Below are 26,931 nucleotides of genomic sequence, written 5' to 3'. Positions count from 1 at the left end.
GCGATAGCCGTCGTCGGGCTCTCCTGCCGGGGGGGGGGGGGGGGGGCCCCCCCGGGGGGGGGGGGGGGGGGGGGCGGCGCGGGCCGGCGGCGCCCACCCCCCCCCGCCCGCCGCGCGCGCCCCGCCCCCGCGCGCCCCCGCGGCGCCCCCGCCCGCGGAGCGCCGGCCCGGGCGGCGCCGTACGAGCGTGCGCGCGGGCCCGCGCTCCTCGGCCACCCGGCGCGGCAGGCGGTGCGGGAGCGCCCCGTACCAGAGGTACGAGAGCGTGAAGCCGAACGCCAGACAGATCATGCCGCCCACCGCGTCCAGCCAGAAGTGGTTGGCGGTGGCGACGATGACCACCAGGGTGGCCGTGGGATAGAGCAGGCCGAGGATCTTCGCCCAGGGCGCCGAGGCGAGCGCGAAGATCGTCAGACCGCACCACAGGGACCAGCCGATATGCATCGACGGCATGGCCGCGTACGGGTTCGACATGTTCTTCAGGTTGCCCGAGGCCATCGAACCCCAGGTCTCGTGGCGCACGACCGTGTCGATGAAGTGCCCGCCGTTCATCAGCCGGGGCGGCGCCAGCGGATACAGGTAGTAACCGAGCAGGGCCACGGCGGTGGTGGCGAAGAGCGTCAGCCGGGCGGCGGCGTACCGCCCCGGATGGCTGCGGAAGAGCCAGACGAGCACGCCGATCGTGACGACGAAGTGCAGGGTGGCGTAGTAGTAGTTCATGGCCACGATCAGCCAGGTCACCGAATCCACGGCGTGGTTGATCGTGCGTTCGACGGCGATGCCGAGGGTCTGCTCCGCGTGCCAGATCCAGTCGGCGTTCTTCATCGCCTGGGTGCGCTGCTCCGGTACCGCGTTGCGGATGAGGGAGTACGTCCAGTAACTGACCGCGATCAGCAGGATCTCGAACCAGATGCGCGGGCGGCGCGGGGAGCGCAGCCGTCGCAGCCGCCGGGGTCCGGCCGCCGCGGTGGGTCCGGGGGTACGGTCCGCCCGCACCGTGGTCTCCCGCGGTGGGGTCGTCTCCGGGTTCGCGCGTGTGTCCGTGACCGTGACCGCCTCCGTCGCCTCCGGGGCCGTTTCGTCCGCGGTGGGTGACGGCGTGGGGTACGGGGTGGCCGTACGGCCTTCCTCTGCCTTCACCGTGGATTCACCCATGGGGCGAAAGTCTGCCAGATTGTTCACCCTCGACCGATCATCCCTCGGACGGGTTCCGCGCGCACGCGGTCCCCCTCAAGGAGTAGATCGCGACCCTGATATCCCCTGGGGGCCGGGGGCCGGCCCCGAAGCGGTTGAACCGCGTACGACCAGTTCGGGCATGAACACGAACTCGCTGTGCGGGGCGGGCGTACCGCCGATCTCCTCCAGCAGCGTACGGACCGCCGCCTGGCCCATCGACGGCACCGGCTTGCGGATCGTCGTCAGGGGCGGATCGGTGAAGGCTATGAGCGGTGAGTCGTCGAAGCCGACCACCGACAGGTCGCGCGGTACGTCGAGCCCGAGCCGGCGCGCGGCCCTGATCGCGCCGAGCGCCATCATGTCGCTCGCGCACACCACCGCCGTACAGCCGCGTTCGATCAGCGCGGAGGCCGCCGCCTGGCCGCCCTCCAGGGTGAACAGCGACTGCTGGATCAGCTCGTCGGTCTCGGCCCCGGTCAGCCCCAGCAACTCCTGGACGGTGGCCCGGAAACCCTCGATCTTGCGGAGTACGGGGACGAACCGCTTGGGCCCGACGGCCAGTCCGATGCGCTGGTGGCCGAGCGAGACGAGATGGGTCACCGCGAGCCGTACGGCCGCCCGGTCGTCCGGGGAGATGAACGGCGCCCTGACCTTCGGCGAGAAGCCGTCCACGAGGACGAACGGCACGCCCTGGGCGCCCAGTCGCTCGTAGCGCCGCATGTCGGCGGAGGTGTCGGCGTGCAGCCCCGAGACGAAGATGATGCCGGAGACGTCGCGTTCGACCAGCATCTCCGTCAGCTCGTCCTCGGTCGAGCCGCCGGGCGTCTGGGTGGCCAGTACGGGGGTGTACCCCTGCCGGGTCAGCGCCTGGCCGATGACCTGCGCGAGCGCCGGGAAGATCGGGTTCTCCAGCTCCGGCGTGATCAGACCGACGAGCCCGGCGCTGCGTCGGCGCAGCCGTACGGGACGTTCGTATCCGAGGACGTCGAGCGCGGCGAGGACGGACTCACGGGTGGTCGCGGCAACACCGGGTTTGCCGTTCAGAACGCGGCTGACCGTCGCTTCGCTGACCCCCGCCTGAGTTGCGATATCGGCAAGCCGTGCGGTCATGGGAGTGGACTGTACCGGTCGTCTGTCGGATTGCCCACCACGCGGGTGAACCGAGCGGACGGCAAGTTCTTGCAAGATCTTGCGAAACCTTCCTGCGGCACGGTTGACGGCTCCCCGGAGGCACCGGAACCCTGGTGGCCAGTAAGGGCGGGGGTGTGCGCCCGAGTCACGGATGAGCGGCGCAATCGACAGGACACACGCCGGTAACGATCGGCGGACCTTGCAGAAATCTTCCGCAAGGTCTTTCGGCCTTCTTGCATCGCTGTTACGTTCACGTCCGACCGGGCGCCGCGACGGAGCGGTACGGCAGTTGAAGGAGTTCGGATGCGACGTGGCATAACGGCCACCGCCCTGGCCGCGATCCTGGCCCTCGCGGCGACCGCCTGCGGCGGTGACGGGGATTCGGGCGGCTCGAAGAGCGCGGGCGGCGAGCTGTCGGGGACGGTCACGTGGTGGGACACCTCGACCGTCGGCAGTGAGGACAAGGTCTTCAAGAAGCTCGCCGAGGGGTTCACGGCGAAGCACCCGAAGGTCGACGTCAAGTACGTCAACGTGCCGTTCGGGGACGCCCAGAACAAGTTCAAGAACGCCGCGCAGTCCGGCTCCGGCGCCCCCGACGTGATCCGCTCCGAGGTCGCCTGGACCCCCGAGTTCGCCGATCTCGGCTATCTCGCCCCGCTGAACGGCACACCGGCGCTCAAGGACGAGAAGGACTTCCTGCCGCAGGCCGCCGCGTCCACGCAGTACAACGGCAAGACGTACGCGGTCCCGCAGGTCATCGACTCCATGGGCATCTTCTACAACAAGAAGATCTTCAAGGACGCGGGCGTCGAAGTGCCCAAGACCGTCGACGAGTTGAAGACCGTATCGAAGGCGATCAAGGACAGGACCGGGAAGACCGGGCTCTACCTGCGCGGCGACGACGCGTACTGGTTCCTGTCGTTCCTGTACGGCGAGGGCGGCAACCTGGTCGACGCCTCGTCCAAGACCGTCACCGTCGACGACGCGGCCGGCGTCAAGGCCATGACCGTCGTCAAGGACCTGGTCGACTCCGGCGCGGCCAAGACCGACGCCACCGACGGCTGGGAGAACATGCAGGCGTCGTTCAAGGACGGCGACGTCGCGATGATCATCAACGGTCCCTGGGCCGTGGCCGACACCTACGGCGGCGCGCAGTTCAAGGACAAGGCCAACCTGGGCATCGCCCCCGTACCGGCGGGCTCCGCCGCACAGGGCGCCCCGCAGGGCGGCCACAACCTCGCCGTGTACGCGGGCTCCAAGAACCTCGACGCCTCCTACGCGTTCGTCCAGTACATGACCGACGCGCAGAGCCAGGCGACCGTCGCCGAGCAGCTCAGCCTGCTCCCGACCCGTACCTCCGTCTACACGAAGCCGGGCGTCGCCGACAACGAGATCGTCGGCTTCTTCAAGCCCGTCGTCGACAAGGCCGTCGAGCGCCCCTGGATCCCCGAGACGGGCAGCCTCTTCGCGCCGCTGGTCACCGAGTACACCAAGGTCCTCACCGGCCAGACCACCCCGGACCAGGGCGTCAAGACCACGGGTGACGCCTACCGCAAGCTGCTCAAGGGCTGGAAGTAGCAGGAAAGGAAGGCCGGCTGATGGCTGTCCACACCGGCCAGTCGGTGGCACGGGCCGCGGGCGACGAACTCGCCCGCGGCCGGGGCCGCGGCTCTGGCACCCCTCCCGGCACCCCCTCCGGGGGGACGGCCGGCGGAATCCGGCGGGCCCTCGCGACCCACTGGTACGCCTGGACCATGGTCACCCCGGTGGTCGTCGTCATCGGCGTGATCATCGGCTATCCGCTGGTCCGCGGCGTCTACCTGTCGCTCACCGACGCCAACGAGCGCAACGTCGAACGGAACATCGGCGTCAACCACCTGCCGGCCACCTACGAGTTCGTCGGACTCGACAACTACGCCGCCGCCCTCACGGGCAGCCAGTTCCTGTCGACGCTCGGCTGGACGCTGGTGTGGACCGTCTCCTGCGTCAGCCTCACCTTCGCGCTGGGCCTCGCCCTCGCGAACATCCTCAACCGCCGGATCGCGGGCCGCTCCCTCTACCGGATGCTGCTGATCCTGCCCTGGGCCGTGCCCGGATTCGTCTCCGTCTTCGCCTGGCGCTTCCTCTACAACGAGGACCGCGGCTTCCTCAACAAGCTGCTGGCCGGCGGCGGCATCGACGCGGTGCCGTGGCTCAACGACCCGACCTGGGCGAAGTTCTCCGTCATCGCCGTCAACATCTGGCTCGGCGTGCCCTTCATGATGGTCGCGCTCCTCGGCGGACTCCAGTCCATCCCGGGGGAGATGTACGAGGCCGCGGAGATGGACGGCGCGGGCCCCTGGCAGCGCTTCCGCCACATCACCATGCCGGGGCTGCGCTCCGTCAGCACCACGGTGATCCTGCTCTCCACCATCTGGACCTTCAACATGTTCCCGGTGATCTTCCTGCTGACCAGGGGAGGACCCGGCGACGCCACCCAGATCCTGGTGACCCAGGCGTACAAGTTCTCCTTCGAGATCAGCCCGCGCGACTTCGCGCAGTCCTCCACCTGGGGCGTGCTGATCCTCGTCCTCCTGATGGCCTTCGCCGCGGTCTACCGGCGAGTCCTCCGCAAGCAGGGAGATACGTGGTGACCACAGCCCCGGCCACCTCCGACGGCCTCGCCGCCCCCGACGGCCCCCCGCCGGCCAACGCCCCGCTCCGCGGGCGCCGTTCACCGGCGGCCTCCGTCGCGCTGCACGCGACCCTCACCGTGGCGTCGGTGATCGCGGTCTTCCCCGTGCTGTGGGTCCTGCTGACCTCGCTCAAGCCCGCGAGCTACGCGACCACCACGGACTTCTTCAGAGAGACCACGTTCGAGAACTACACCAACCTGCTGCGGGACACCCCGTTCCTCACCTGGTTCGGCAACTCGCTGCTCATCGCGGGCCTCACCACCGTGCTCGGCGTCTTCGTCGCCGCCACCACCGGCTACGCCGTCAGCCGCTTCCGCTTCCCCGGCAAGCGCGGGCTGATGTGGACCCTGCTGATCACCCAGATGTTCCCGGTCGCCGTCCTCATCGTGCCGATCTACAACATCATGTCGGGGCTCGGACTCCTCAACAATCCGACCGGCCTCGTCATCACCTACCTCACCATCGCCGTGCCGTTCTGCGCCTGGATGATGAAGGGCTTCTTCGACACCATCCCCCGGGAGATCGACGAGTCCGGCATGGTGGACGGGCTCACCCCCTTCGGCACCTTCTTCCGGCTGATCCTGCCGCTCGCGAGGCCGGGGCTCGCGGTGACCGCGTTCTACTCCTTCATCACCGCGTGGGGCGAGGTCGCGTACGCCTCCGCCTTCATGGTCGGCGACGAGAACCTGACACTCGCCGGCGGCCTCCAGAAGTTCGTCAACCAGTACGGCGCCCAATGGGGCCCGATGACCGCCGCGTCCGTACTCATCGCCATCCCGGCGGCCCTCGTCTTCCTCCTCGCCCAGCGCCATCTCGTCACCGGGATGTCCGCGGGAGCCGTCAAGGGCTGACGCGGCCGGCCGCGGCGCCGACCCGGCCGGCCACCCGTGCCGACCCGATCCGACCCGGAAACCCACCAGGCCACCCCCCAGACACCCAGGGACGACATGACCCAGCACCTCACTGCCCCTCTCTCCGGCACGTCCGACGACGCCCCGGGCCACCCCACCGGCTGGTGGCGGGACGCGGTGATCTACCAGGTCTATCCACGCAGCTTCGCCGACGGCAACGGCGACGGAATGGGCGATCTCGACGGGGTACGCCGCCGCCTCCCGTACCTCAGGGAACTGGGCGTCGACGCCGTCTGGCTCAGCCCCTTCTACGCGTCCCCGCAGGCCGACGCCGGATACGACGTGGCCGACTACCGCGCCATCGACCCCATGTTCGGCACCCTGCTCGACGCCGACGCCCTGATCCACGACGCCCACGCGCTCGGGCTGCGCGTCATCGTCGACCTGGTGCCCAACCACTCCTCCGACGCGCACGACTGGTTCCGGCGGGCGCTGCGCGAGGGTCCCGGATCCCCGCTGCGCGAGCGCTACCACTTCCGCCCCGGCAAGGGCGCGCACGGCGAACTCCCGCCCAACGACTGGGAGTCCGTCTTCGGCGGCGCCGCGTGGACCCGTACCACCGACCCCGACGGCACCCCCGGCGACTGGTACCTGCACCTCTTCGCGCCCGAGCAGCCCGACTTCAACTGGGACCACCCGGCCGTCGCCGACGAGTTCCGCTCCATCCTGCGCTTCTGGCTCGACATGGGCGTCGACGGCTTCCGCGTCGACGTCGCCCACGGCCTGGTCAAGGCGCCGGGGCTGCCCGACATCGGCGACGGCGGCCGGCTGCGGCTGCTCGGCACCGCCGACGGCGGCACCCCCTTCTTCGACCAGGACGGCGTCCACGCGATCTACCGCCAGTGGCGCACCATCCTCGACGAGTACCCGGGCGAGCGCATCGCCGTCGCCGAGGCGTGGACCCCGACCGTCGAGCGCACCGCCCACTACGTACGCCCCGACGAGCTGCACCAGGCGTTCAACTTCCAGTACCTGGCCACCTCGTGGGAGAGCGCCGCGCTGCGCGAGGTCATCGACGTCTCCCTCGCCGCGATGCGTCCCGTTGGCGCCCCCGCCACCTGGGTGCTCTCCAACCACGACGTCACCCGGCACGCCACCCGCTTCGCGGGACCGCCCGGGGTGGGCACCCAGACCCGGGAGCCCGGCGACCGGACGCTCGGGCTGCGCCGGGCCCGCGCGGCGACGCTGCTGATGCTCGCCCTGCCCGGCTCCGCCTACGTCTACCAGGGCGAGGAACTGGGGCTTCCCGACGTCACCGACCTGCCCGACGAGGCCAGGCAGGACCCCTCGTACTTCCGCGCGGAGGGCCAGGACGGCTTCCGCGACGGCTGCCGGGTGCCCATCCCCTGGACGCGCGAGGGCGGTTCGTACGGCTTCGGCACGGGCGGGAGCTGGCTGCCGCAGCCGGAGCAGTGGGGCGAGCTGTCCGTCGAGGCGCAGACCGGGGACCCGGGCTCCACGCTGGAGCTGTACCGGGCGGCGCTGTCGGTACGCAAGGAACACCCGGGGCTCGGCGGGGGCACCGAGGTCGAGTGGCGGGACGCGCCCGAGGGCGTGCTGATCTTCGCCAGGCCCGGCTTCGTCTGCACCGTCAACACGACGGGGACGGCGGTACGGATCCCCGCTCCGGGCGCGCCGCTGCTGTCGAGCGCCCCGGTGACGGCGGAGGAGAACGCCCCGGGCGCGGAGTTCGAGCTGCCGGCCGACACCACCGTGTGGTGGTCGGTCTGAGCGCCGTCCGCCGCTGAACGCCCTCACCCAGAGACGCACCACCAGCACCACCGGTACGACCAGCACCACCTGTTCGGGTACTCACCGGCACCATCTGCACCATCTGCACCACCGGCACGGCAAACCGTCACCCGCACCTCCCCCCACCAGTGCTGTTGGAGGAATCATGGTTCGCAGACCCCTGGCAGCCGCGCTCGCCCTCGTGGCGGGCGCGGCAGCCGCCCTCACGGTCCCCGCCGGGACCGCGCAGGCGGCGCCGCCCGGATCCAAGGACGTCACCGCCGTCCTCTTCGAGTGGAAGTTCGCCTCCATAGCCAAGGCGTGCACCGACACCCTCGGCCCCGCCGGCTACGGCTACGTACAGGTGTCGCCGCCCCAGGAGCACATCCAGGGCTCCCAGTGGTGGACCTCGTACCAGCCCGTCAGCTACAAGATCGCGGGCCGGCTCGGGGACCGCTCCGCCTTCTCCGCCATGGTGAACACCTGCCACGCGGCGGGCGTCAAGGTCGTCGCCGACAGCGTCATCAACCACATGGCGGCCGGAGACGGCACCGGCACCGGCGGCACCTCGTACACCAAGTACAACTACCCGGGCATCTACTCGGGCGCCGACATGGACGACTGCCGCGCCACCATCAGCAACTACGGTGACCGCGCCAACGTCCAGAACTGCGAACTGGTCGGCCTCGCCGACCTGGACACCGGCGAGGAGTACGTACGCGGCCGGATCGCGGCGTACCTCAACGACCTGCTCTCCCTCGGTGTGGACGGCTTCCGCATCGACGCGGCCAAGCACATGCCCGCCGCCGATCTGGCCAACATCAAGAGCAGGCTGAGCAATCCGGGCGCCTACTGGAAGCAGGAGGCGATCCACGGCGCGGGCGAGGCGGTCTCGCCGTCCGAGTACCTCGGCACCGGGGACGTCCAGGAGTTCCGGTACGCCCGGGACCTCAAGCGGGTCTTCCTCAACGAGAACCTCGCCTACCTGAAGAACTTCGGCGAGAGCTGGGGGTACATGGAGTCGGGGAAGTCCGCCGTCTTCGTCGACAACCACGACACCGAGCGCGGCGGCGACACCCTCAGCTACAAGGACGGCGCCAACTACACCCTGGCCAACGTGTTCATGCTGGCCTGGCCCTACGGCTCGCCCGACGTCCACTCGGGGTACGAGTACACCGACCACGACGCGGGCCCGCCCAACGGGGGCACGGTCAACGCCTGTTACAGCGACGGCTGGAAGTGCCAGCACGCCTGGCGCGAGATCTCGTCCATGGTGGGCTTCCGCAACACCACCCGGGGCCAGGCCGTCACCAACTGGTGGGACAACGGCGGCGACCAGATCGCCTTCGGCCGGGGCTCCTCGGGGTACGTGGCCATCAACCACGAGGGCTCCGCGCTGACCCGTACGTTCCAGACCTCCCTGCCGGGCGGCGCCTACTGCGACGTCCAGACCGGCAACGCGGTGACGGTCAACGGCTCGGGTCAGTTCACGGCGACGCTCGGCGCCCAGACGGCGCTCGCCCTCCACACCGGCGCGCGTAGCTGCTCGGGCGGCGGTACGGGGCCGCAGCCGGGCGCCTCCGGGGCATCGTTCGGCGTCAACGCGACAACGACGCTCGGGCAGAACATCTACGTCACCGGCAACCAGTCCGCGCTGGCGAACTGGAACACCGGCGGCGCGTTGAAGCTCGACCCGGCGTCCTACCCGGTGTGGAAGCTCGACGTGGCGCTCCCGGCGGGCACCACGTTCGAGTACAAGTACCTCCGCAAGGACGCGGCGGGCGCGGTGACCTGGGAGAGCGGCGCCAACCGCACCGCCACGGTGCCCGCGTCCGGCAAGGTCACCCTGAACGACACCTGGCGGAACTAGGGCCTCTCCGCAAAGTCCCGCCCGGCGCTGCTTTGCGGACACTCCCTGGCTCTCCGCCCGGTCCCGGTCGTCACCGGCGCGGGGGGGGGGGCGCGCCGCGCCCCGCCCGCGGGCCCCCCGGGGGGGCGCGCGCCCCGCCCCGCCGCCCCGCCCGCTCCCCCCCGCCCCGCGCCCCCCCCCCCCCGCCCGCCCCCCCCCCGCCCCTCCGGCGTACGCGCCGACGCCCGTACGCCACCCCCCTCCGTGTCCCCCCGTATCCCCCTCACCTCCCGCACCCCCTCGCACCCGTACCCCGAGGAGTCCTCGCGTGATACGCCCCTCCCTGCGCGCCGCGGTGACCACCGTCGTCGCCGCGGCCCTGTGCGCGGTGCTCGCGCCCGCACCGGCCACCGCCGCGCCCGCCCCCCTCCCCGCCTCCGCTTCCCCGCGGGTCCCCACCGCCGCCGAGGCCCAGTGGATCGACGCGGGCACCGTCGTCTGGAAGACCGCCGCCACCCCCGGGGCCCGGCAGGAGCTGGTCTACGGCGACCGCGGCGACGGGCGGCTGCGGCTCACGCCCGGCCGGCTCACCGGCGCGCAGGCCGCCGCGTTCCCGCACCTCAGGGAGTACCCCGCCTTCACCGTGGACGTACGGGACCGCGCCCGTGCCCGTACGGCGCTGCGCGGGCCCGTCACGGCCGTGCAGCGCGCCGCCGACGGGACCGCCTCCGCCACCACCGGTGTCCAGATCTCCGGCGTCCTGGACGACCTCTACAGCGCCCGCGCCGTCAAGGCGTCGCTCGGCCCCGTCTTCACCGGAGGCCGCCCCACCCTCTCCGTCTGGGCGCCGACCGCCCGTACCGTCTCCCTCGAACTGGGCGACGGCGCCGACGCGCGTACGGTCCCGATGCGGCGCGACGACACCTCCGGCGTCTGGTCGGTGCGCGGCCCCGCGTCCTGGGCGGGCCGGTCCTACCGGTACGCCGTGACCGTCTGGGCGCCCAGCGTCGGCAGGACGGTCACCAACCGCGTCACCGACCCCTACGCGACGGCGCTCACCACCGACTCGGCGCGCAGCCTCGTCGTGGACCTCGCCGACCCCCGGCTCGCGCCCGCCGGCTGGTCCGCGCTGCGCAAGCCGGCCGCCGTGCCGCTGCGCGAGGCGCAGATCCAGGAGCTGCACATCCGCGACTTCTCGGTCGCCGACCGCACCTCCCGCCACCCCGGCGGATACCTCGCCTTCACCGACACCGCCTCCGCCGGGATGCGGCATCTGCGCGCGCTGGCCGCCGCCGGCACCTCGTACGTCCATCTCCTCCCCGCCTTCGACATCGGCACCATCCCGGAGCGGAAGTCCGCACAGACCTCTCCCGGCTGTGACTTGAAGGTGTACGCGCCCGACTCGACCGAGCAGCAGGCGTGCGTCGCGCGCACCGCGGCCCGGGACGCGTACAACTGGGGGTACGACCCGCTGCACTACACGGTCCCGGAGGGCTCGTACGCCTCCGATCCCGAAGGGACCGCGCGTACCGTCGAGTTCCGGCGGATGGTCCAGTCGCTGAACGCCTCGGGGCTGCGCACGGTCATGGACGTCGTCTACAACCACACCGTGGCGAGCGGCCAGGACGAGAAGTCCGTCCTCGACCGGATCGTGCCCGGCTACTACCAGCGGCTGCTCGCGGACGGCTCCGTCGCCACCTCCACCTGCTGCGCCAACACCGCGCCCGAGAACGCCATGATGGGCAAGCTGGTGGTCGACTCGGTGGTGACCTGGGCCAAGCAGTACAAGGTCGACGGATTCCGCTTCGACCTGATGGGCCACCACCCCAAGGCGAACATCCTCGCCGTACGGAAGGCGCTCGACGCGCTGACCCCCGCCAGGGACGGTGTCGACGGCAAGGCGATCGTGCTGTACGGCGAGGGCTGGAACTTCGGTGAGATCGCCGACGACGCCCGCTTCGTCCAGGCCACCCAGCGGAACATGGCGGGCACCGGCATCGCGACCTTCTCCGACCGGGCCCGCGACGCGGTGCGCGGCGGCAGCCCCTTCGACGCGGACCCGGGCGTCCAGGGCTTCGCCTCCGGTCTGTACACCGACCCCAACTCCTCGCCCGCCAACGGCAGTCGCGAGGAGCAGCGGGCCCGGCTGCTGCACTACCAGGACCTGGTGAAGGTGGGGCTCTCCGGCAGCCTCGCCGGGTACCGGTTCACCGACACCTCCGGGCGTACGGTCCGGGGTGCGGAGGTCGACTACAACGGCGCTCCCGCCGGGTACGCGGCGGCCCCCGACGACGCCCTGGCCTACGCGGACGCCCACGACAACGAGTCCCTCTACGACGCCCTCGCGTTCAAGCTGCCGCCGTCGGTCCCGGCCGCCGACCGCGCCCGCCTCCAGGTGGTGGCGCTGGCCACCGCCGCGCTCTCCCAGGGTCCCGCGCTCTCCCAGGCGGGCACGGACCTGCTGCGCTCCAAGTCGCTGGACCGCAACTCCTACGACAGCGGCGACTGGTTCAACGCGATCCACTGGGACTGCCGGGACGGCAACGGCTTCGGCCGGGGGCTGCCGCCCGCCGCCGACAACCAGGACAAGTGGGATTACGCACGGCCCCTGTTGACCAACCCGGCGCTGACGCCCGGCTGTACGGAGATCGACGGCACCTCCGCCGCCTACCGGGACCTGCTCCGGATCCGCACCACCGAACCGGCCTTCGGCCTCGCCTCCACGGCCGCCGTCCAGTCGGCGCTGTCCTTCCCGCTCTCCGGGACCGGCGAGACCCCCGGTGTCATCACGATGCGCCTCGGCGATCTCGTCGTGGTCTTCAACGCCACGCCGTCGGCCCAGGGCCAGCGGGTGGCGGAGCTGGCGGGGCGTCCGTACGCGCTGCACCGCGTCCAGGCCGGGGGAGCGGACCGTACGGTCAGGTCCGCCGGGTACGAACGGGTGTCCGGCACCTTCACCGTGCCGGCGCGGACGGTCGCGGTCTTCGAGGCGGCCTCCCAGACCGCACGGGGCGATAAGCCAATTGACGAATAGTCAGCGCAAACTGACCGGAAAGTAGCATCTGGCGGTTGTTTCCGACCGTTTCCCACCACAGGTGTCGGTCCTGGGCCCGAACTGGTCCAGACTGTCCCCGTGGTGGGGAACATGCCCGAAGAGACGACCAGCTTCGTAGGGCGCACGACCGAACTGACCCGGGTGGACCGCGCGCTCGACGAGCACCGGCTGACCACGCTGACCGGCAGCGGCGGCGTGGGCAAGAGCAGACTCGCCCTGCGCGCCGCCGAACGCGCCCGCGAGGCCGGACGCTACCCCGACGGCGTCTGGTGGGCCGACCTGGCCCCCCTCCACGACGAGGGCATGCTGCTCATCACCGTCTCCGACGCCGTCGGCCTCTGCGACCACTCCCTGCGCATGCCCATCGACGCCCTCTGCGAATGGCTCGCCCACCGCCACCTCCTGCTCGTCCTCGACTCCTGCGAGCGGATGGCCGACGCCTGCGGCCGGCTCGTCGGCGCCCTCCTCGGCGCCGTCCCCGGCCTCACCGTCCTCACCACCAGCAGACAGCCCCTCGGCATCCCCGCCGAGCACCTGCTCGACGTACCCCCGCTGCCGCTCGACGGCGACGACGGCGACGAGGAGGTCCTGCGGCTCTTCCGGGACCGCGCCGCCCGCTCCGCGCCCCTGCTCTCCTTCGACGACCCCGGCACCGTCGCCTCCGCCGCGCAGATCTGCCACCGCCTCGAAGGCATCCCGCTCGCCGTCGAACTCGCCTGCGCCCGGCTCGACCGGAACTCCGTCGACCAGATCGCCGTCCTGCTCGACTCCCGCCTCGACACCCTCACCCACCCGGCCGTCTGGCCCCAGCGCCACCGCGCCCTGCGCACCGCCATCGGCTGGAGCCACGAACTGTGCGCGCCCCTGGAACGGCTGCTGTGGGCCCGGCTCTCCGTCTTCCGCGGCGAGATCGACGGGCACGACGCCCGCGCCGTCTGTGCCGGCGGACCGCTCACCCCCGACGGCGTCGCCCAGGCCCTCGACGGGCTCGCCCGCCAGTCCGTGCTGCGCCGGGAACCCGACGGGCCCGACGGCCGTGCCCGCTACCGGATGCTCGACACCCTGCGCGAGTACGGCGCGATGTGGCTCACGGAACTCGGCGAGGAGGGACTGCTCGCCGACCGGCACGCGGCCCACTTCGCCGAGGTCGCCCGCGCCGCCCACGCCGGCTGGCCCGGCGGCGAGCAGGTCGCCTGGTACCGCCGGATCACCGACACCCACGCCGACCTGTGCGCCGCCCTCAACCACCTGCTCGCCCACGACCCCGTCACCGCCGTCGAGATGACCGGCCGCGTCGCCTTCTTCTGGACCTGCTGCGGCCACCTCCACGAGGCCAGGATCTATCTGGAACGCGCCCTCGCCGCCGCCCCCGCCCCCGGACCCGACCGCACCCGCGCCCTGTGGGCCCTCGGCGTCACCGTCATGCTCCAGGGCGACCACGAGGGCGCGTACCGGCTCGGCGAACGGTGCACCACCGCCGCCTGGCACGACCAGGACCCCGAGTCGATGCTCTCCGCGGCCTACCTGCTCAGCCTCACCTGTCTGATGATGGGCCGCGCCCAGGCGTCCTACACCGTCGCCGACCGCGCCCTGCGCACCCACCCCGGGGACTTCTTCGACTCGCCCTCGCAGCTCCGCTGCCGCCTGGTCCGGGTCTTCGCGCTCACCGCGCTCGGCCGCTTCGACGAGTCCCGCGACGAGGCCACGGAGCTGCGCCGCGTCTGCCGGGACCGCGGCGAGTGCTGGACCAGGTCGTACGCGGACTACCAGCTCGCCCTGGTCTTCCTCCTCCAGGACAAGCCGTACGAGGCGGAGGCCCACGCCCGCTCGATGGTCGCCGGCAAGGAGGAACTGGGCGACAGCTTCGGCATCGCCCTCGGCCTCGACCTGCTCGCCGCCGCGGTCGCCGCCCAGGGCGACGGCGAACGGGCCGCCCACGCCTACGGCACGGGGCAGGCGTTCTGGCGCATGGTCGGCCATCCGCAGCGCGGCACACCGGAGTTGGCGCAGGTCCGCGAGGAGTGCGAGCGGCAGGCGCGCGCGGCGGCCGGGAACCCGGCCTACGAGAACGCCTTCCACCGGGGCCTGGTCGACGACGGCCAGAGCGGCCTCACCCGGGCGCTCCGCGGCCATCTGCCCGGGGACTGAAACGAGTTGGCCGCCGTGCCGCCGGACCGGCCGACGGCAAAGCTTTCCTTGTGACCGTGTGAACCCGGCCGGGCGGGACATCCGTCAGGTATGACGTCCACCGACGCGAAACCGGAAGAGAACCCGGGAAAGAACCGGGAGGACCGGGACGGGGCACGCCCCGCGCGGCTCTCCCGCTGGGCCAAGGTGCCCCTCGTACTCGTCGTCGTGGCCGGACTGCTCTTCCTCGGCAGCCGGCTCGATCTGCTCCCCGGATTCGGCGGCCTCTTCGGCGAGGAGACCCACGACCGTACGGGCCCGACCCTGCTCCAGTCGATCCAGGACCTCGACCGCTACGAGGCCGCGTCCGGCAACTTCCAGGTCGTCGTGGACCTGGAGAAGGACACCAAGTACCTGCCGGACGCCATCCGCGGCTCCAGGACCCTCTTCGTGGGGGCCGGGACGGTCAGCTCGTACGTGGACTTCGGCTCCATCGGCGACGGCAACGTCCAGGTGAACGAGGACCGGACGGCGGCGACCATCACCCTGCCGCACGCGCGGCTCGGCAGCCCCGCCATGGACGCGGACCGCTCCTACGCCGTGTCCAAACAGCGTGGACTGCTCGACCGGCTCGGCGATCTCTTCTCCGACAACCCGGCCGACGAACGCGCCGTGAACCGGCTGGCCGCCCGGCACATCGGAGAGGCGGCCAAGGACAGCGAACTCACCGACCGCGCCGAGAAGAACACCACGGCCATGCTCCAGGGCCTGCTGCACTCCCTGGGCTTCACCGAGGTGAAGGTGGCCTACACCTGACGCCTGGGGTCCGGCACCCCGGCCCCCAGCCGCATGAGCCGGCCGACGAGATCCGCGAAAGCGCCGTCGGCCGGCTCGTCCGCGAGGATCTTCAGCAGGATCCCGGCCATCTCGTCGTCGTACGCGGCGCTCACGGCGCACAGCGCGGCGAAGTCGTGGACGAGCTGCCACTCCAGCTCCTGGCGCGGGATCCGCCGCCCGTCCAGCCAGAGCAGCGCCTTCGACTCGGCGAGCGACACCCAGGACCGTACGGTCAACTCCAGCCGCGCGGGCGGCTCCCGGACCCCGAGATGGGCCAGGATCTGCTCGTACGCGGCCTGCCGCACCCCGTCGATCAGCGCGGCCGTCCCCGAACCCGCCGAGGGGCCGCCCCGCATCAGCGCCGAGAACCCGGGGCCGTGCTCGTCGACGAAGCCGAAGAACCGCTCCATGACCCGGTGCAGCCGCGCCCCGAGCGGACCCTCGTGCGGCTCCAGGAACCGCGCCGCCAACTCGTCGGCCGCCCGCCGCAGCGCCGCCTCGTACAGGCTCTGCTTGCCGGGGAAGTAGTGGTAGACGAGCGGCCGGGATATGCCCGCCGCCGCCGCGATGTCGTCGATCGAGACATCCTCGGGGGAGCGGTGGCCGAACAGCTCCAGCGCGACCCCGATGAGCTGCTGCTTCCGCTCCTCCACGCCCATGCGTCGGCGCACCCCGGTCGTCATGCGCACAGCCTAACCGGCAGCTTCCGTGAGATGTCGGTTACGCTCCCGGCATATGAGCACATCCGACGAGGCCGCCCCCACCCCGCTGCCGGACCCCACCACGGACGACCCCGGCACCACGGAGGACCTCCGCGCCGAACTGTCGCCCCGGCAGGCCAGGTTGCTCCGGATCACCGTGGCCTCCGCACTGCTGCTCACCCTGGCGGCCCTGCTCGCGATCCGCCTCGCGGAACGCACCTCGGTCCTCGTCGTCGGCGTCTACGGCCTGGCGATGATCCTGTGCGGTGTGGTCATCGAACTCAGCCGCCACGGCCGCACCCGCCTCTCCACCTGGCTCCTGGGCGCGGGCCTCCTCGCGGCCCTCGCGGCGGACTGGCTGCTGCTTCCGTAGCCGGGGCGCACCCCGCGCCTCACCGCAGGGAGTTCACCGGCGTGCCGTCCGCCGCCCTGGCGCGGAGCTCCGCGACGGTGTCCCGGCGGGCCGGGAGCGCCAGGACGCCGGTCCTGGACGTGCCCGAGACCCCGCCCGTGGCGGTCACGGCACCGAGGCCGGGGGAGCCCGCCGCCAGGAGGTACCAGTGGCCCGCGCGGGACTTCCACAGGACGCCCGCCAGCACGCTCGGGTCGCGGGGGCCGCAGGCGGGGGAGTCCGCCGCGCGCGCCGCCAGGGCCGCCGGGGCCGCGGGCGAGGCGGACGGGGCCTGGAAGTGGGCCAGTACGCGGCTGCCCGGACCCCGCCAGGTGTCGGCGCGGGTGCAGAGCCAGGAGGCCGTGCCGTTGGACTCGGGGAGCGCGGCGCGCGCGTACTCCCAGGAGTTCACGGACCGTACGCCGTGCGCCCGGACCGCCGGGAGCAGACAGGCGGTGCGGGCCCACGCCGCGCGGTCGGCGGGCGCCGAGACGTCCTGCGGGCTCCCCGGCGGCCCCGAGGTCAGCCGCGCCGGGGTCAGTTCACCCAGATCGGTGAGGAGGCGGGGCGCCGGGGCGGCCGAGGCCACTTCCAGGGCGTCCCAGGAGCGGCAGGACCCCGGGGACGCCGCGGTGCTGCGCAGCGGGTCCGTGACCCCGTCGGCGTCCCGGTGCAGCGGGCGCGCCGGGGAGGCCGGGGCGAGCAGATCGCGTACGGCGGTCCCCGTCACCCACGGCGCGGTCAGATAGCGGACGTTGGCGTCGGCGCGGGCGAGCACCAGCGCCCCCGAGGCCGCCTCGTCGGCGCCGTCCGTGCGGGCGAAGTCCAGCGCCGCGAGACCGCCGGCGCCGTTCTCCCCGGTCTCCGCGTACCGCACCACCCGCAGCCCGTCGTGGAAGAGGACCACCCGCACCCCGTCGACCTCCCCGGCGTAGAGGAGCTGCGGCGAACCCATCGGCGGTCCCGTCGGTGTCCCCGGCGTCGCGGAGACGGCGACGGCGCCGCCCGGCCTGGCCCAGACCGCCAGCGCCCGGCGGAGCAGTCCGGTGTCCCGGGCCAGCGGGCCGCGCGCGGGCCAGACCGAGAAGTCCGCCCGGGACGCGGTCCGCCACGCGGCCGGGGCGACCCGCCGCACCGCGCCCGGGTCGAGCGCCGCCAGAGCCGCCGGGTTCCCGGCGTACGCGGGCGCCGCCGGGCCGTCCGGACCCCAGCCGCCGCCGGGCGGTCCGAACAGCGCCCCGCAGACGAGGACGGCGGTGGTGACGGCGAGCGCGGCCCTGCGGTACTGGCGGCGCCGCATCAGGTCGGTGGGCCTGGCCTGGAGCGAACAGGGGTCGAACTCGGTGGACCGCAGCAGGGCGCCGGTGTCCACGACCGCCCGCGGGGCGCCGGGCGTCCGGTCCTGGTCCGGCCGCGCCGCCGCCGTGGCCTGCGCCAGCGCCGTGTCCACGTCGTCCGCCCCGGCCGCGCCGAGCAGCTCCCGTACCTCCTCGTCCGTGAGGTCTTCGAGGCCGCGCAGGACGAACGCGGCCCGCGCGGCTCCCGGGAGCGCGGACAGCCGCCGGTCCAGGGCGAGTTCGTCGGCGCCGCCGGAGCGCGGGAAGAGCCGCAGCCCCCACACGCGCGGCAGGAGCGGCGGAAGCTGGGCGCGGACGGGCCGGGCGAGACGGAGCAACGGGCGCCCGGCCTCCAGGGCCTGGCGCAGCACCCGTACCCGTACATACGCGTAACCGGCCTGCCGGGCCGTCGTACCGCCGCTCCGCTGTCCGGGGACACCGGCCCCGCCCGGCGCCCGGCGACCGCGCGGCAGTGAGCGCTGCACCAGCGCGTGCGCGGTCAGCACCCGCCGGTTGCGGCCGAGGGAGGGCGGCAGTACGAGATAGGCGAGGCGGACCAGCCGGGGGTAGTGCTCCACGAGCGCCGCCTCGGCCTGCTCCAGCCCGACCGGGGCGACCGGGGTGACGGAGGGCGCGGGTGCGGGTGCGGTGGGGGGCGCGGCGGCGAGAGGGGCTTTGTCTGGGGGCACGTTGAGCAGAACGATCGGTGGGTCCGATGGTCACCCGCCCGCCCCGGTCGCGGAGTTCACGGTTCCCCCACACGACCCTCCGGTCACAGGGGACGATGGACGTATGCGTAAGGACCGAATACCCGTACTCTTCGCCGCCCCCGCCCTCGCCCTCTCCATGGCGCTGACGGCGGGTTGCGGCGCGAACGACGAAAAGGCCCCCGAGGAACCGAAGACGGTCACCGGGAGCCTGGAGGAGCTCGCCTCGAAGGCGAAGTGCGACCCGGACATCCAGCACCCCAACGAGGAGCTGCGCCAGGCCAACTGTGCGACGGACGACGGGAAGTACGTGCTGGTCACCTTCGCGACCGACCGCGGTCTGCGCGAGTGGATCAACGAAGCCAAGCCGTACGGCGGTTCGTATCTCGTCGGCAGGAAGTGGGTCGCGGTCGGCGACGCGAAGGTGACGGAAGCGCTGCGCGGCCGGCTCGGCGGGACCGTGGAGACCGGCTCGTCGCACCACTCTGGGGGAAGTGGTGACGATGGGGGGAACGAGGATCACTCGGGTCACGACATGAGCTGACCGCGCAGCGCGGGTCTGGGGGTGGGGGGGAGGCGGTTCGGGGAGGGCGGGACCCACCCCCCAACCCCCCGGGTAGCCGCGGCGGCGGGGGGGGTGGGGGGGCCCGCGCGCCGCGGATAACCGGGGTGGGGCCCCCTCCTGGCCCCGCCCCGGGCGGGGGGGGGGGGGGGGGGGGGCGGGGGGGCGGGGGGGGGGGGGCCCCCCCCCCCCACCCCCCCGGGCTACCGGCGGCTCGGGCGGCTGTGCGCGGCCCGGCCCGCCGGTTCACCCGTGGAGGCGCCTACTTGCACTTCTTGCCGGTGTTGATGCAGTTGACCATGGTGTTCATCAGGTTCTCGTCGAAGACGTTGATGAAGTCACCGTGGTCGGTGATGGGCTTGTGGAGCTGCTCCGGGAAGGAGTCCACCGCGAAGCCCGGGCCCGGGGGAACGTCGTAGACGATCCGCTGCTGGAGCTGCGGGATGGCCTTGAAGCCGTTGCCGCAGTTGCCGTTGGCGTCGGCGAACGCCACGTGGGTGCGGTGGTTGGCGCTGTCCGCGTTCACACCGTCCCAGCAGCTCTGGAACTTGAACGTACGCACGACCTGGCTGCCCTCGGGGCAGATCGGGTACTTGTCCTTGAGCTGGCGGTTCTCGAACCCGGTGCAGCTCCAGGAGGCGTTGGCGTTGGCGTCGCCGTTCACGAACGCCTTGGCGTCACCGGTGATGATCCGCATGAGGCGGGGCATCGCCGTGACCTTCGCCCTCGGGTTGCCCACGAAGGTGTTGGTCACCTGGGCCGGCGTCTGGATGATGCCGACGTTGCCTTCCTTGCCGCCGCCGTCGGAGTTGGCGTCGGCCTCCTCCTGGCCGTTCTGGAGCCGGAGCACCGGCCAGAAGTACGAGGACTTGTCACCCTGGTTCGCACAGGTGGTCTCGGCCGCGGCCAGGCTCTCGTCGGTCGCGAAGGCGTCGTTGGCCTGGTTGCCGATGTAGTCGTGGAAGTGGTGGGCGCCGTTGGTCACACCCGGGGCGACGATGACATTGTCCGAGTTGAACAGCCCGGCCTCGTTGCGACCGCACTCGGTGGAGAAGGTGCCCTTCGATCCGCCGCGGCCGTTACGGGCCTTCTGGACGTTGGGCTGGACGGTCGTGATGTCGACGAAGTCGGAGGCTTCGGGGCCGTTACCAGCCTGGCCGCCGCCCGCACCGCCATTCTGGCCGCCGTCCTGACCCTGGTCCTGACCGCCATTCTGACCGCCGTTCTGACCCTGGTCCTGGCCGCCGGCGCCGTTCTGGCCGCCGTCCTGACCGTTGCCCTGGCCGCCGTTCTGGCCGTTCTGTCCGTCGCCGCCCTGGCCGCCGTTCTGACCGCCGCCGTTCTGGCCGCCGCCGTTCTGGCCGCCGCCCCGCCCGCCGCCGTTGCCGCCACCGCCGTTGTTGTCACCGCGCAGGGTGCAGTTGGAGAGCGTCTCCAGCCCCTGCGGCTTGGTGCCCACCCGGCCCATCGCGATGGAGATCCGGTCGAGCGCCGCGAACCGCTTCGCCTTCAGCGGGCCGAGGATGGCGTTGTCGGCGTACCCCGCGTCCTGCTCGATCGCTCTCTTCTCGCTGGCGAACCGCGCGTATGCCTCGGTGATCTGGGTGTCCATCTTGGCCAGCTCACGGTCGACCTCGGCGCGGGCCGCCTCGGGCACCTGCGTCAGCTTCGTCGACGGGTCCGGGCAGCTGATGGTCGACCACGACCGGGCCACGTTCTGGTTCCGCTGCTGCGGGGACTTGCCCTCGCCCGCCGATGCGTAGACATTGACCGCTGCCAGACCACCCCCGCCCAGGAGCAGGGCGGCACCGGCGACGATCGCCCGGTTCGCCACTGTGGAGCGTTTTCTCGATGTGCGTGACATGGAACTCCTCAAGCTTCGTTGCCGATTACAGGAATATCGCGGCAGGGGGAGAAGCGAAGCGCTCCGTTCCATACGGGCCTCAAACGCGGGGTGTTCAGCGGCTCGTGGAATTCATAGAAATCTCCATCAACAAACCGGGCGCATGCCCGTCATTCGGACCCGCGGCCCCCGCCACGGGTCCCGCGCGCCGGGTCCCCGGACCCGCGGCGGCCCTCCAGATAGGCGAGGACCGCGAGCACCCGACGGTTGTCGTCGTCCGACACCGGAAGGCCCAGCTTCGCGAAGATGTTCGAGGTGTGTTTGGCCACCGCCCGTTCGGTGACGACGAGTTGGGCGGCGATCGCGGCGTTCGACCGGCCCTGCGCCACCAGCTCCATGACCTCGCGCTCGCGCGGCGTCAGCCCGCCGATCGGCTTGTCCCCGGCGTTGCGGGAGAGCAGCCGCGAGATCACCTGCGGATCCATCGCCGTACCGCCCGCCGCGACCCGGCGCACCGCGTCGACGAACTGCTCGGCGTCGAAGACCCGGTCCTTCAGCAGATAGCCGACCCCGCCCGTGCCGTCCGCCAGCAGCTCGCGCGCGTACAACTGCTCGACGTGCTGGGAGAGTACGAGCACCGGCAGCCCGGGTCTGGCCCGCCGCGCGGCGAGCGCGCACTGGAGGCCCTCGTCCGTGTGGGACGGCGGGAGCCGGACATCGACGACCGCGACGTCCGGCTCGAACTCCGCGAGAGCCGCGGTGAGTTCCGGGCCGCTCTCCACCGCCGCCACGATCTCGAACCCGTACGCCTCCAGCATCCGGACGAGACCGTCGCGCAGCAGGAAGAGATCTTCGGCTAGGACAACGCGCAAGGAAGCTCCATGGTCACCATGGTGGGACCGCCCGCGGGGCTGCTGACGGCCAGGACACCGTCGAATGTACCGAGCCGCCGTTCCAGACCGCTCAGCCCCGACCCCCGGCCGATCTCCGCGCCGCCCCTGCCGTTGTCGGTGACCGCGATCCGCAGCATGCCCTCGCCGTACGAGATGTCGATCCAGACCCGGTCCGCGTCCGCGTGCTTGACCACATTGGTCAGCGCCTCGCTCACCGCGAAGTACGCGGCCGACTCGACGGGCGCGTCCGCGCGGCCCGGCAGCTCCACATCGACCTCGGGCTCCAGCGGCAGCGGCAGCCGCAGCGCCAACTCCCGCACGGCGTCCTCCAGTCCGCGCTCGGCCAGCACCGGCGGATGGATCCCCCGCACGAGGTCGCGCAGCTCGGTGAGCGCGTCCGCGGAGGACTGCCGCGCCTTGCCGATCAGCTCCTTCGCCTTGGCGGGATCCTTCTCGATCAGCGCCTCGACGGTGCCCAGGTCCATCCCCACGGCGACCAGCCGGGCCTGCGCCCCGTCGTGCAGATCACGTTCGATACGGCGCAGCTCCGCGGCCGAGTTGTCCACGGCGTCGTGCCGGGTCTCGGTGAGCCGCTCGATCCGCTCGGCCAGCGCCCGGCCGGGGGCGGGGGCCAGCAGCGCGCCGGTGAGCCGGAAGTGCAGACGCAGCAGATCGGGGCAGTAGCGCAGCCCGGCGCCGAACAGCACCAGAGCGACCGCGGCGGCGGCGAGACCGGTGAACTGGCTGTCCACGTGGACGAACGTGTACCAGTAGTCGTCGCCGACGAACCGCCACACCCCCGCCCCCAGGACGAACCCCTCCACCGGGTAGAGGATCAGGAGCGCCGTCAGCAGCGAGGTGACGAAACCGGCCGTCATGTCGATCACCAGCCACTGGAGGTCGCGCCAGGTCGCCGGGTCCTTGAGCATCAGCGTGCACCGCTCCACCTGCCCGGTGATCCCGGGCCGCAGGTCCGGCGGGAAGGGGCGGTACGGGACCGGGATCCGCACCCCGGACCAGGTCGCCGCGAGCAGCCGCCGCTGGTTGGCGTAGGCGCGTACCGCCGTGAGCAGGGCGGGGGTGGTGAGGACACCGACGCCCAGGGAGATGAAGGCGATCGAGAGCACCGTCAGTACGAAGAGGATGATCGACCCGGGGAGCCCGAGAACGGCCAGCGCCAGTCCACGCCCGGCCGCCACCACCGCCTCGCGCGGCCGTGGCCGCCCCGCCGTCCCGGTACCGCCGGGACCGCCGGCTGTGACGCTGTTCATGGCTGATGAGCCCCCTTCATGGCCGGATCGTGACCGGACCGCCCCGACGGCGGCCGGCGTTCCACTGTCCCCGGCGCCGCACCCAGTCTGACCGGACGGCACGGGGGAGGGGGAGCCGGTCCGCACCCGGCCGGGGGTGTACTCAGCACCACCTCCGCGGAGTCGCGGCTTTTGGGCTCTGCCGTCTTCCGCCCGGGGGTGGCACCATGTGCGGACCATGACAGAGACCGGATCACCGCTCCGCGCCGTGCGCGCCGCCGCCTTCGCGGCCGTGTGCGTGACGCTGACGGCGGTGGGCCACGCGCTGGCCGCCCGGTCGTCCGGCGCGTCCGGGCACGAGGTCCCGACGGCGGTCCTGCTGGCGGCGTTCGCGGTGACCGCGTGCGCCGCCTGGCTCGCGGGCGGCCGGCGCAGGGGCGCCGGGTCGATCGGGGCCGGGCTGCTCACCGGCCAGGGCCTGCTGCACCTGGTCCTGGCCGGAGCGCTGCCGTACGGACCCACCGTCTCCCGGCACGCACCGCACGCCGGTACGGGCGCGGGCGCCGGGACCGGATCCGGCGCCGGTATGGGCGCCGGCATGGAGATGGGGGCGGCGGCGGAACCCGGGGGCGCACCGGCGCTGGGGCTGCGGCTCGCGCTGGGTGAGCTCTTCGGCGGTTCCCCCGTCATGCTCACCGCCCATCTCCTCGCGGCGGCCGTCTGCGCCCTCTGGCTCGCCCGGGGCGAGGCCGCGCTCTTCCGGCTGGCGCACACCGTCGGGGCCTTCGCCTTCACCCCGCTCCGGCTGCTGCTCGCCGCCGTGGTGCCGCCCGCCGCGCCCCGGCTGATCCGTCCCCGGCCCGGAGCGGCCCGGGTCCGCCGCTTCCGGGGCGTCGTCCTCGCGCACACGGTGTCCCGGCGGGGGCCGCCCGCACTCCGTGCACCACGCGCCACGCCCCCGGGAGCCGCCGCCACCGCCGTCTAGACGCGGAGGGGACGGCCGGGGGTCCTTCAGGCCCTTCTCCGGCCTTCCCCATGCCGCATCCCACGCCTAGGACAGCCATGGCCATCGACGACCCCGCACAGGGGACGGACACGTCCGACAGAACCCCGGACGCCACCTCCGACCGGTCCACCTCCGACCGGTCCACCTCCGCCACGTCCACCTCCGACCGGTCCACCTCCGCCACGTCCGGATCCGACCGGTCCACCTCCGCCGCGTCCGGATCCGCCCCCGACGCGTCCACCGCCACACCCCCGGCAGCCGATCCCGATTCCGCCCCCGCCGCCGCCTCCCTCTGGGCCGCCCTGCGCCCCCTCGTGCTGCGGCTCCACTTCTACGCGGGCCTGCTGACGGCGCCGCTCCTGCTGGTCGCCGCCACCACCGGGTTCCTCTACTCCCTCTCCTACCAGGCGGAGAAGGTCCTCTACCGCCAGGAGTTGCGGGCCCCGGTCGGCGACCGTACGGTCCCGCTCTCCGAGCAGCTCGCCGCCGCCCGCGCCGCCCACCCCGAGGGCACCGTCACCTCCGTACGCCTTCCGTCCGAGGAGGGCGCGACCACCCGGGTCATGATGTCCACGCCCGACAGCGAGGAGTTCAAGTCCCTCGCCGTCTTCGTGGACCCGTACACGGCGGAGGTACGCGGCGACCTCGTCAGCTACGGCAGTTCGGGCGCCCTGCCGGTGCGCACCTGGCTCTCCGAGGTGCACCGCCACCTCCAGCTCGGCGAACCGGGCCGGATCTACAGCGAACTGGCCGCGAGCTGGCTGTGGGTGGTGGCCCTCGGCGGGCTGCTGCTCTGGGCCGGCCGCAGGCGCGCCTCGAAACGCGCGCTGGTGGTGCCCGAGCGCGGCGCCACCGGCCGGCGCAGGACGCTCTCGCTGCACGGCTCCCTGGGCACCCTGGCCGTGACCGGGCTGGTGCTGCTCTCCGCCACCGGGCTGACCTGGTCCACGTACGCGGGCGACAACATCACCGCGATCAAGGACCAGCTCGGCTCGGCCACCCCCGTCGTCTCCGCCGCGCTCGACAGCGGAACCGGCGGCGGTACGGGTGCGGGCGGCGGCCACGAGGGCCATGAGTCCATGCCCGGGATGGAGGGCATGGAAGGCATGGAAGGCATGGAAGGCATGCACGGCGAGGGCGGCACCGACATCGGTGTCGACCTCGCCGTGGTCGCCGCGCGCCAGGCGGGACTCGACGGGCCGATAGCGGTGACCCTGCCGACCGAGGGCAACGGCTATGTCGTCGCGCAGATCGACAACCAGTTCCCCGTACGGCTCGACTCGGTCGCCGTCGACCCGTCCAGTGGCATGATCCTGGACGAGCTGCGGTTCGCCGACTACCCGGTGCTCGCCCAGCTCACCCGGATCGGCATCGACGCCCATATGGGCCTCTTCCTCGGTCTCGCCAACCAGCTTCTGCTGGCGGCGCTCGCCCTCGCCCTGATCCTGCTCATCGTCTGGGGCTACCGCATGTGGTGGCTGCGCCGGCCCACCAAGGAACGGTGGCTGAGCGCGGGCCGGCCCCTGCCACGCGGCGCCTGGCGGAAGGTGCCGCTCCGTGTGCTGGTGCCGCTCGTCGTGGCCACCGCGCTGACCGGCTGGTTCCTGCCGCTGTTCGGCATCAGCCTGCTGGTGTTCCTCGCGCTGGACGGCGCGCTGGGGCTGTGGGCCCGCGCACGGGCGGCCTGTACCTGATCCGTACGGAGGGACGGGAGAGCCCCGCGGATCCGGTCGCCGCCGGACCCGCGGGGCTCTCCCGCTCCCCGGATCAGGGAATGTACTTGTAGCCGACGCGCCGTACGGTCTGGATCGTACGGCGGTGGTCGGCGCCCAGCTTGCGGCGCAGCCGCGCCACATGGACGTCGACGGTGCGCCCGTCGCCCACGTGTCCGTACCCCCAGACCGTGGTCACCAACTGGTCGCGGCTGTGCACCCGGTGGGGATGTGCCACGAGATGGGCGAGGAGTTCGAACTCCAGATAGGTGAGATCGAGCGGCCGGCCGTCCACGACGGCGGTCCGCCGCACGCCGTCGACCAGCACGGGACCGCCGCCGCTTGGCGAAGCCGGACCCGGTACCGCCGCCGGTGCGGGCGCCGGGACGACCGGAGCGGGCGCGAAGGCCCCGGCCGGGTGCTGGTCGGCCGGTACGAGAACGAGGTAGCCGATCATCGGCGGCTGCCCCGGCAGCGAGGGCAGGCTGTGCGGGGGCGCGGGCAGCCAGGTCGCGCCCGGTGGCAGGAAGTCCACCACCTGACCGGCGGGGACGCCCACCGGGGCGCCGGACGTCTCGTCGCTGTCGACGGCCCTGAGCCGGTGACGGCCGGGCGAGGGGAAGGAACCGGGAAGGGAGGAGAGGGAGTTCGCCATGAGGGGTCAGCTCTTTCGCGCGGAGGACTCGTCGGTTCGGATCGTCGAGTCGACGAGGACGGACGGGACGTACGTCTGCGCGGCGGCCGAAGGCCAGAAGAATGGCTTTAGAGGGCCGGCGCGTTCCTCACGCGGCAACACACCCGGTCGAAGTCATGATGCTGCCGGGACGGCCAGAACGGCTCCAGGTCGAAGAGACCCCTCGCGGTGTACTGGAAGCTGGCCATGACCCCATTGAAGCAGATACGGGACGGACGCAGCAGCCCTCCTCGCCCCGATCCCACGCCGGAGGGGGGGGGCGGCCCCCCCCCCCCCCCCCCCCCCCCCCCCGGGGGGCGGGGGGGCCCCCCCCCCCCCCGGCCGCCCACACCCGGGTGAGCCC

Annotated in this window: 20 protein-coding genes; 12 read left to right on the top strand and 8 right to left on the bottom strand. The window is 72.6% G+C overall.

What is annotated here, in order from left to right; translation table 11 throughout:
• A partial coding sequence (locus ACFXPK_RS16755; RefSeq protein WP_385075939.1) for a phosphatase PAP2 family protein occupies positions 1-1,155 on the bottom strand: 1,155 nt, incomplete at its 3' end.
• 75 nt (positions 1,156-1,230) lie between these two features.
• Positions 1,231-2,286 carry a LacI family DNA-binding transcriptional regulator gene (locus tag ACFXPK_RS16750; RefSeq protein WP_385075936.1) on the bottom strand — a complete coding sequence of 352 codons (1,056 nt, stop codon included), beginning with the start codon at positions 2,284-2,286 and terminating at the stop codon, positions 1,231-1,233.
• Between the two features lie 324 nt (positions 2,287-2,610).
• Between ACFXPK_RS16750 and ACFXPK_RS16745 the strand changes: the two genes are divergently transcribed.
• The 8 genes from ACFXPK_RS16745 to ACFXPK_RS16710 all read left to right on the top strand — a co-directional run bounded on the left by ACFXPK_RS16745 (position 2,611) and on the right by ACFXPK_RS16710 (position 15,471).
• Positions 2,611-3,885, top strand: coding sequence for an extracellular solute-binding protein (locus ACFXPK_RS16745; RefSeq protein WP_384994157.1), 1,275 nt, complete (start codon positions 2,611-2,613; stop codon positions 3,883-3,885).
• A 20-nt stretch (positions 3,886-3,905) separates the two neighbouring features.
• Positions 3,906-4,940 carry a carbohydrate ABC transporter permease gene (locus ACFXPK_RS16740; RefSeq protein ID WP_385075933.1) on the top strand — a complete coding sequence of 345 codons (1,035 nt, stop codon included), beginning with the start codon at positions 3,906-3,908 and terminating at the stop codon, positions 4,938-4,940.
• Positions 4,937-5,833 (top strand): sugar ABC transporter permease, encoded by an 897-nt coding sequence (locus ACFXPK_RS16735; RefSeq protein WP_384994162.1) that lies wholly within the window; start codon positions 4,937-4,939, stop codon positions 5,831-5,833. Before ACFXPK_RS16740 ends, ACFXPK_RS16735 begins: the two co-directional genes overlap by 4 nt.
• Before the next feature lie 96 nt (positions 5,834-5,929).
• Positions 5,930-7,624: a glycoside hydrolase family 13 protein gene (locus tag ACFXPK_RS16730; RefSeq protein ID WP_385075929.1), complete on the top strand. Its 1,695-nt coding sequence runs from the start codon at positions 5,930-5,932 to the stop codon at positions 7,622-7,624.
• A 166-nt stretch (positions 7,625-7,790) separates the two neighbouring features.
• Positions 7,791-9,494 (top strand): carbohydrate-binding module family 20 domain-containing protein, encoded by a 1,704-nt coding sequence (locus tag ACFXPK_RS16725; RefSeq protein WP_384994168.1) that lies wholly within the window; start codon positions 7,791-7,793, stop codon positions 9,492-9,494.
• 322 nt (positions 9,495-9,816) lie between these two features.
• A complete protein-coding gene (gene pulA, locus ACFXPK_RS16720) occupies positions 9,817-12,507 on the top strand; it encodes a pullulanase-type alpha-1,6-glucosidase (RefSeq protein WP_385075954.1) in 2,691 nt (896 codons plus the stop codon).
• Positions 12,508-12,618: 111 nt separating this feature from the next.
• Entirely contained in the window at positions 12,619-14,676 is a 2,058-nt protein-coding gene (locus ACFXPK_RS16715; protein ID WP_385075927.1) for an ATP-binding protein, read from the top strand.
• A gap of 90 nt (positions 14,677-14,766) precedes the next feature.
• Positions 14,767-15,471, top strand: coding sequence for a DUF4230 domain-containing protein (locus ACFXPK_RS16710; RefSeq protein ID WP_385075925.1), 705 nt, complete (start codon positions 14,767-14,769; stop codon positions 15,469-15,471).
• Here ACFXPK_RS16710 and ACFXPK_RS16705 read toward each other — a convergent pair.
• Positions 15,462-16,175: a TetR/AcrR family transcriptional regulator gene (locus ACFXPK_RS16705; RefSeq protein ID WP_385005975.1), complete on the bottom strand. Its 714-nt coding sequence runs from the start codon at positions 16,173-16,175 to the stop codon at positions 15,462-15,464. The two genes, ACFXPK_RS16710 and ACFXPK_RS16705, sit on opposite strands and share 10 nt — an antisense overlap.
• Positions 16,176-16,227: 52 nt before the next feature.
• Here ACFXPK_RS16705 and ACFXPK_RS16700 point away from each other — a divergent pair, with 52 nt between their 5' ends.
• On the top strand, positions 16,228-16,566 hold the full coding sequence (locus tag ACFXPK_RS16700) for a hypothetical protein (RefSeq protein WP_385005973.1): 339 nt from the start codon (positions 16,228-16,230) through the stop codon (positions 16,564-16,566).
• A gap of 19 nt (positions 16,567-16,585) precedes the next feature.
• Here ACFXPK_RS16700 and ACFXPK_RS16695 read toward each other — a convergent pair whose 3' ends face one another.
• Positions 16,586-18,619: a hypothetical protein gene (locus ACFXPK_RS16695; protein WP_385075952.1), complete on the bottom strand. Its 2,034-nt coding sequence runs from the start codon at positions 18,617-18,619 to the stop codon at positions 16,586-16,588.
• Positions 18,620-18,713: 94 nt separating this feature from the next.
• Between ACFXPK_RS16695 and ACFXPK_RS16690 the strand changes: the two genes are divergently transcribed.
• Positions 18,714-19,172 carry a hypothetical protein gene (locus tag ACFXPK_RS16690; RefSeq protein ID WP_385008145.1) on the top strand — a complete coding sequence of 153 codons (459 nt, stop codon included), beginning with the start codon at positions 18,714-18,716 and terminating at the stop codon, positions 19,170-19,172.
• 280 nt (positions 19,173-19,452) lie between these two features.
• On the opposite strand, the gene ACFXPK_RS16685 is transcribed toward ACFXPK_RS16690, so the two are convergent.
• From ACFXPK_RS16685 to ACFXPK_RS16675, 3 genes are all read right to left on the bottom strand, one after another.
• Positions 19,453-21,054 (bottom strand): DUF1996 domain-containing protein, encoded by a 1,602-nt coding sequence (locus ACFXPK_RS16685; protein WP_385075922.1) that lies wholly within the window; start codon positions 21,052-21,054, stop codon positions 19,453-19,455.
• Positions 21,055-21,203: 149 nt separating this feature from the next.
• The gene (locus ACFXPK_RS16680) at positions 21,204-21,905 is read right to left on the bottom strand and encodes a LuxR C-terminal-related transcriptional regulator (RefSeq protein WP_385005583.1); all 702 of its coding nucleotides are present in this window, start codon (positions 21,903-21,905) and stop codon (positions 21,204-21,206) included.
• Positions 21,890-23,197, bottom strand: a complete 1,308-nt coding sequence (locus ACFXPK_RS16675) for a sensor histidine kinase (protein ID WP_385075920.1) — start codon at positions 23,195-23,197, stop codon at positions 21,890-21,892. The genes ACFXPK_RS16680 and ACFXPK_RS16675 overlap by 16 nt, the downstream gene beginning before the upstream one ends.
• A gap of 217 nt (positions 23,198-23,414) precedes the next feature.
• On the opposite strand from ACFXPK_RS16675, the gene ACFXPK_RS16670 reads away from it, so the two are divergent.
• Complete coding sequence (locus tag ACFXPK_RS16670) at positions 23,415-24,161, top strand: hypothetical protein (RefSeq protein WP_385005579.1); 747 nt, start codon at positions 23,415-23,417, stop codon at positions 24,159-24,161.
• Between the two features lie 77 nt (positions 24,162-24,238).
• Positions 24,239-25,876 carry a PepSY domain-containing protein gene (locus ACFXPK_RS16665; RefSeq protein ID WP_385075917.1) on the top strand — a complete coding sequence of 546 codons (1,638 nt, stop codon included), beginning with the start codon at positions 24,239-24,241 and terminating at the stop codon, positions 25,874-25,876.
• A 73-nt stretch (positions 25,877-25,949) separates the two neighbouring features.
• Here the strand turns inward: ACFXPK_RS16665 and ACFXPK_RS16660 are convergent, their stop codons facing one another.
• On the bottom strand, positions 25,950-26,549 hold the full coding sequence (locus ACFXPK_RS16660) for a winged helix-turn-helix domain-containing protein (RefSeq protein WP_385075914.1): 600 nt from the start codon (positions 26,547-26,549) through the stop codon (positions 25,950-25,952).
• Between the last annotated feature and the right edge of the window lie 382 nt (positions 26,550-26,931).

This window comes from Streptomyces sp. NPDC059142, assembly GCF_042755665.1.
Taxonomy (GTDB): domain Bacteria; phylum Actinomycetota; class Actinomycetes; order Streptomycetales; family Streptomycetaceae; genus Streptomyces.
The sequence above is the reverse complement of the archived record's forward strand: the minus strand, read 5'-3'. Positions and strand labels throughout refer to the sequence as shown.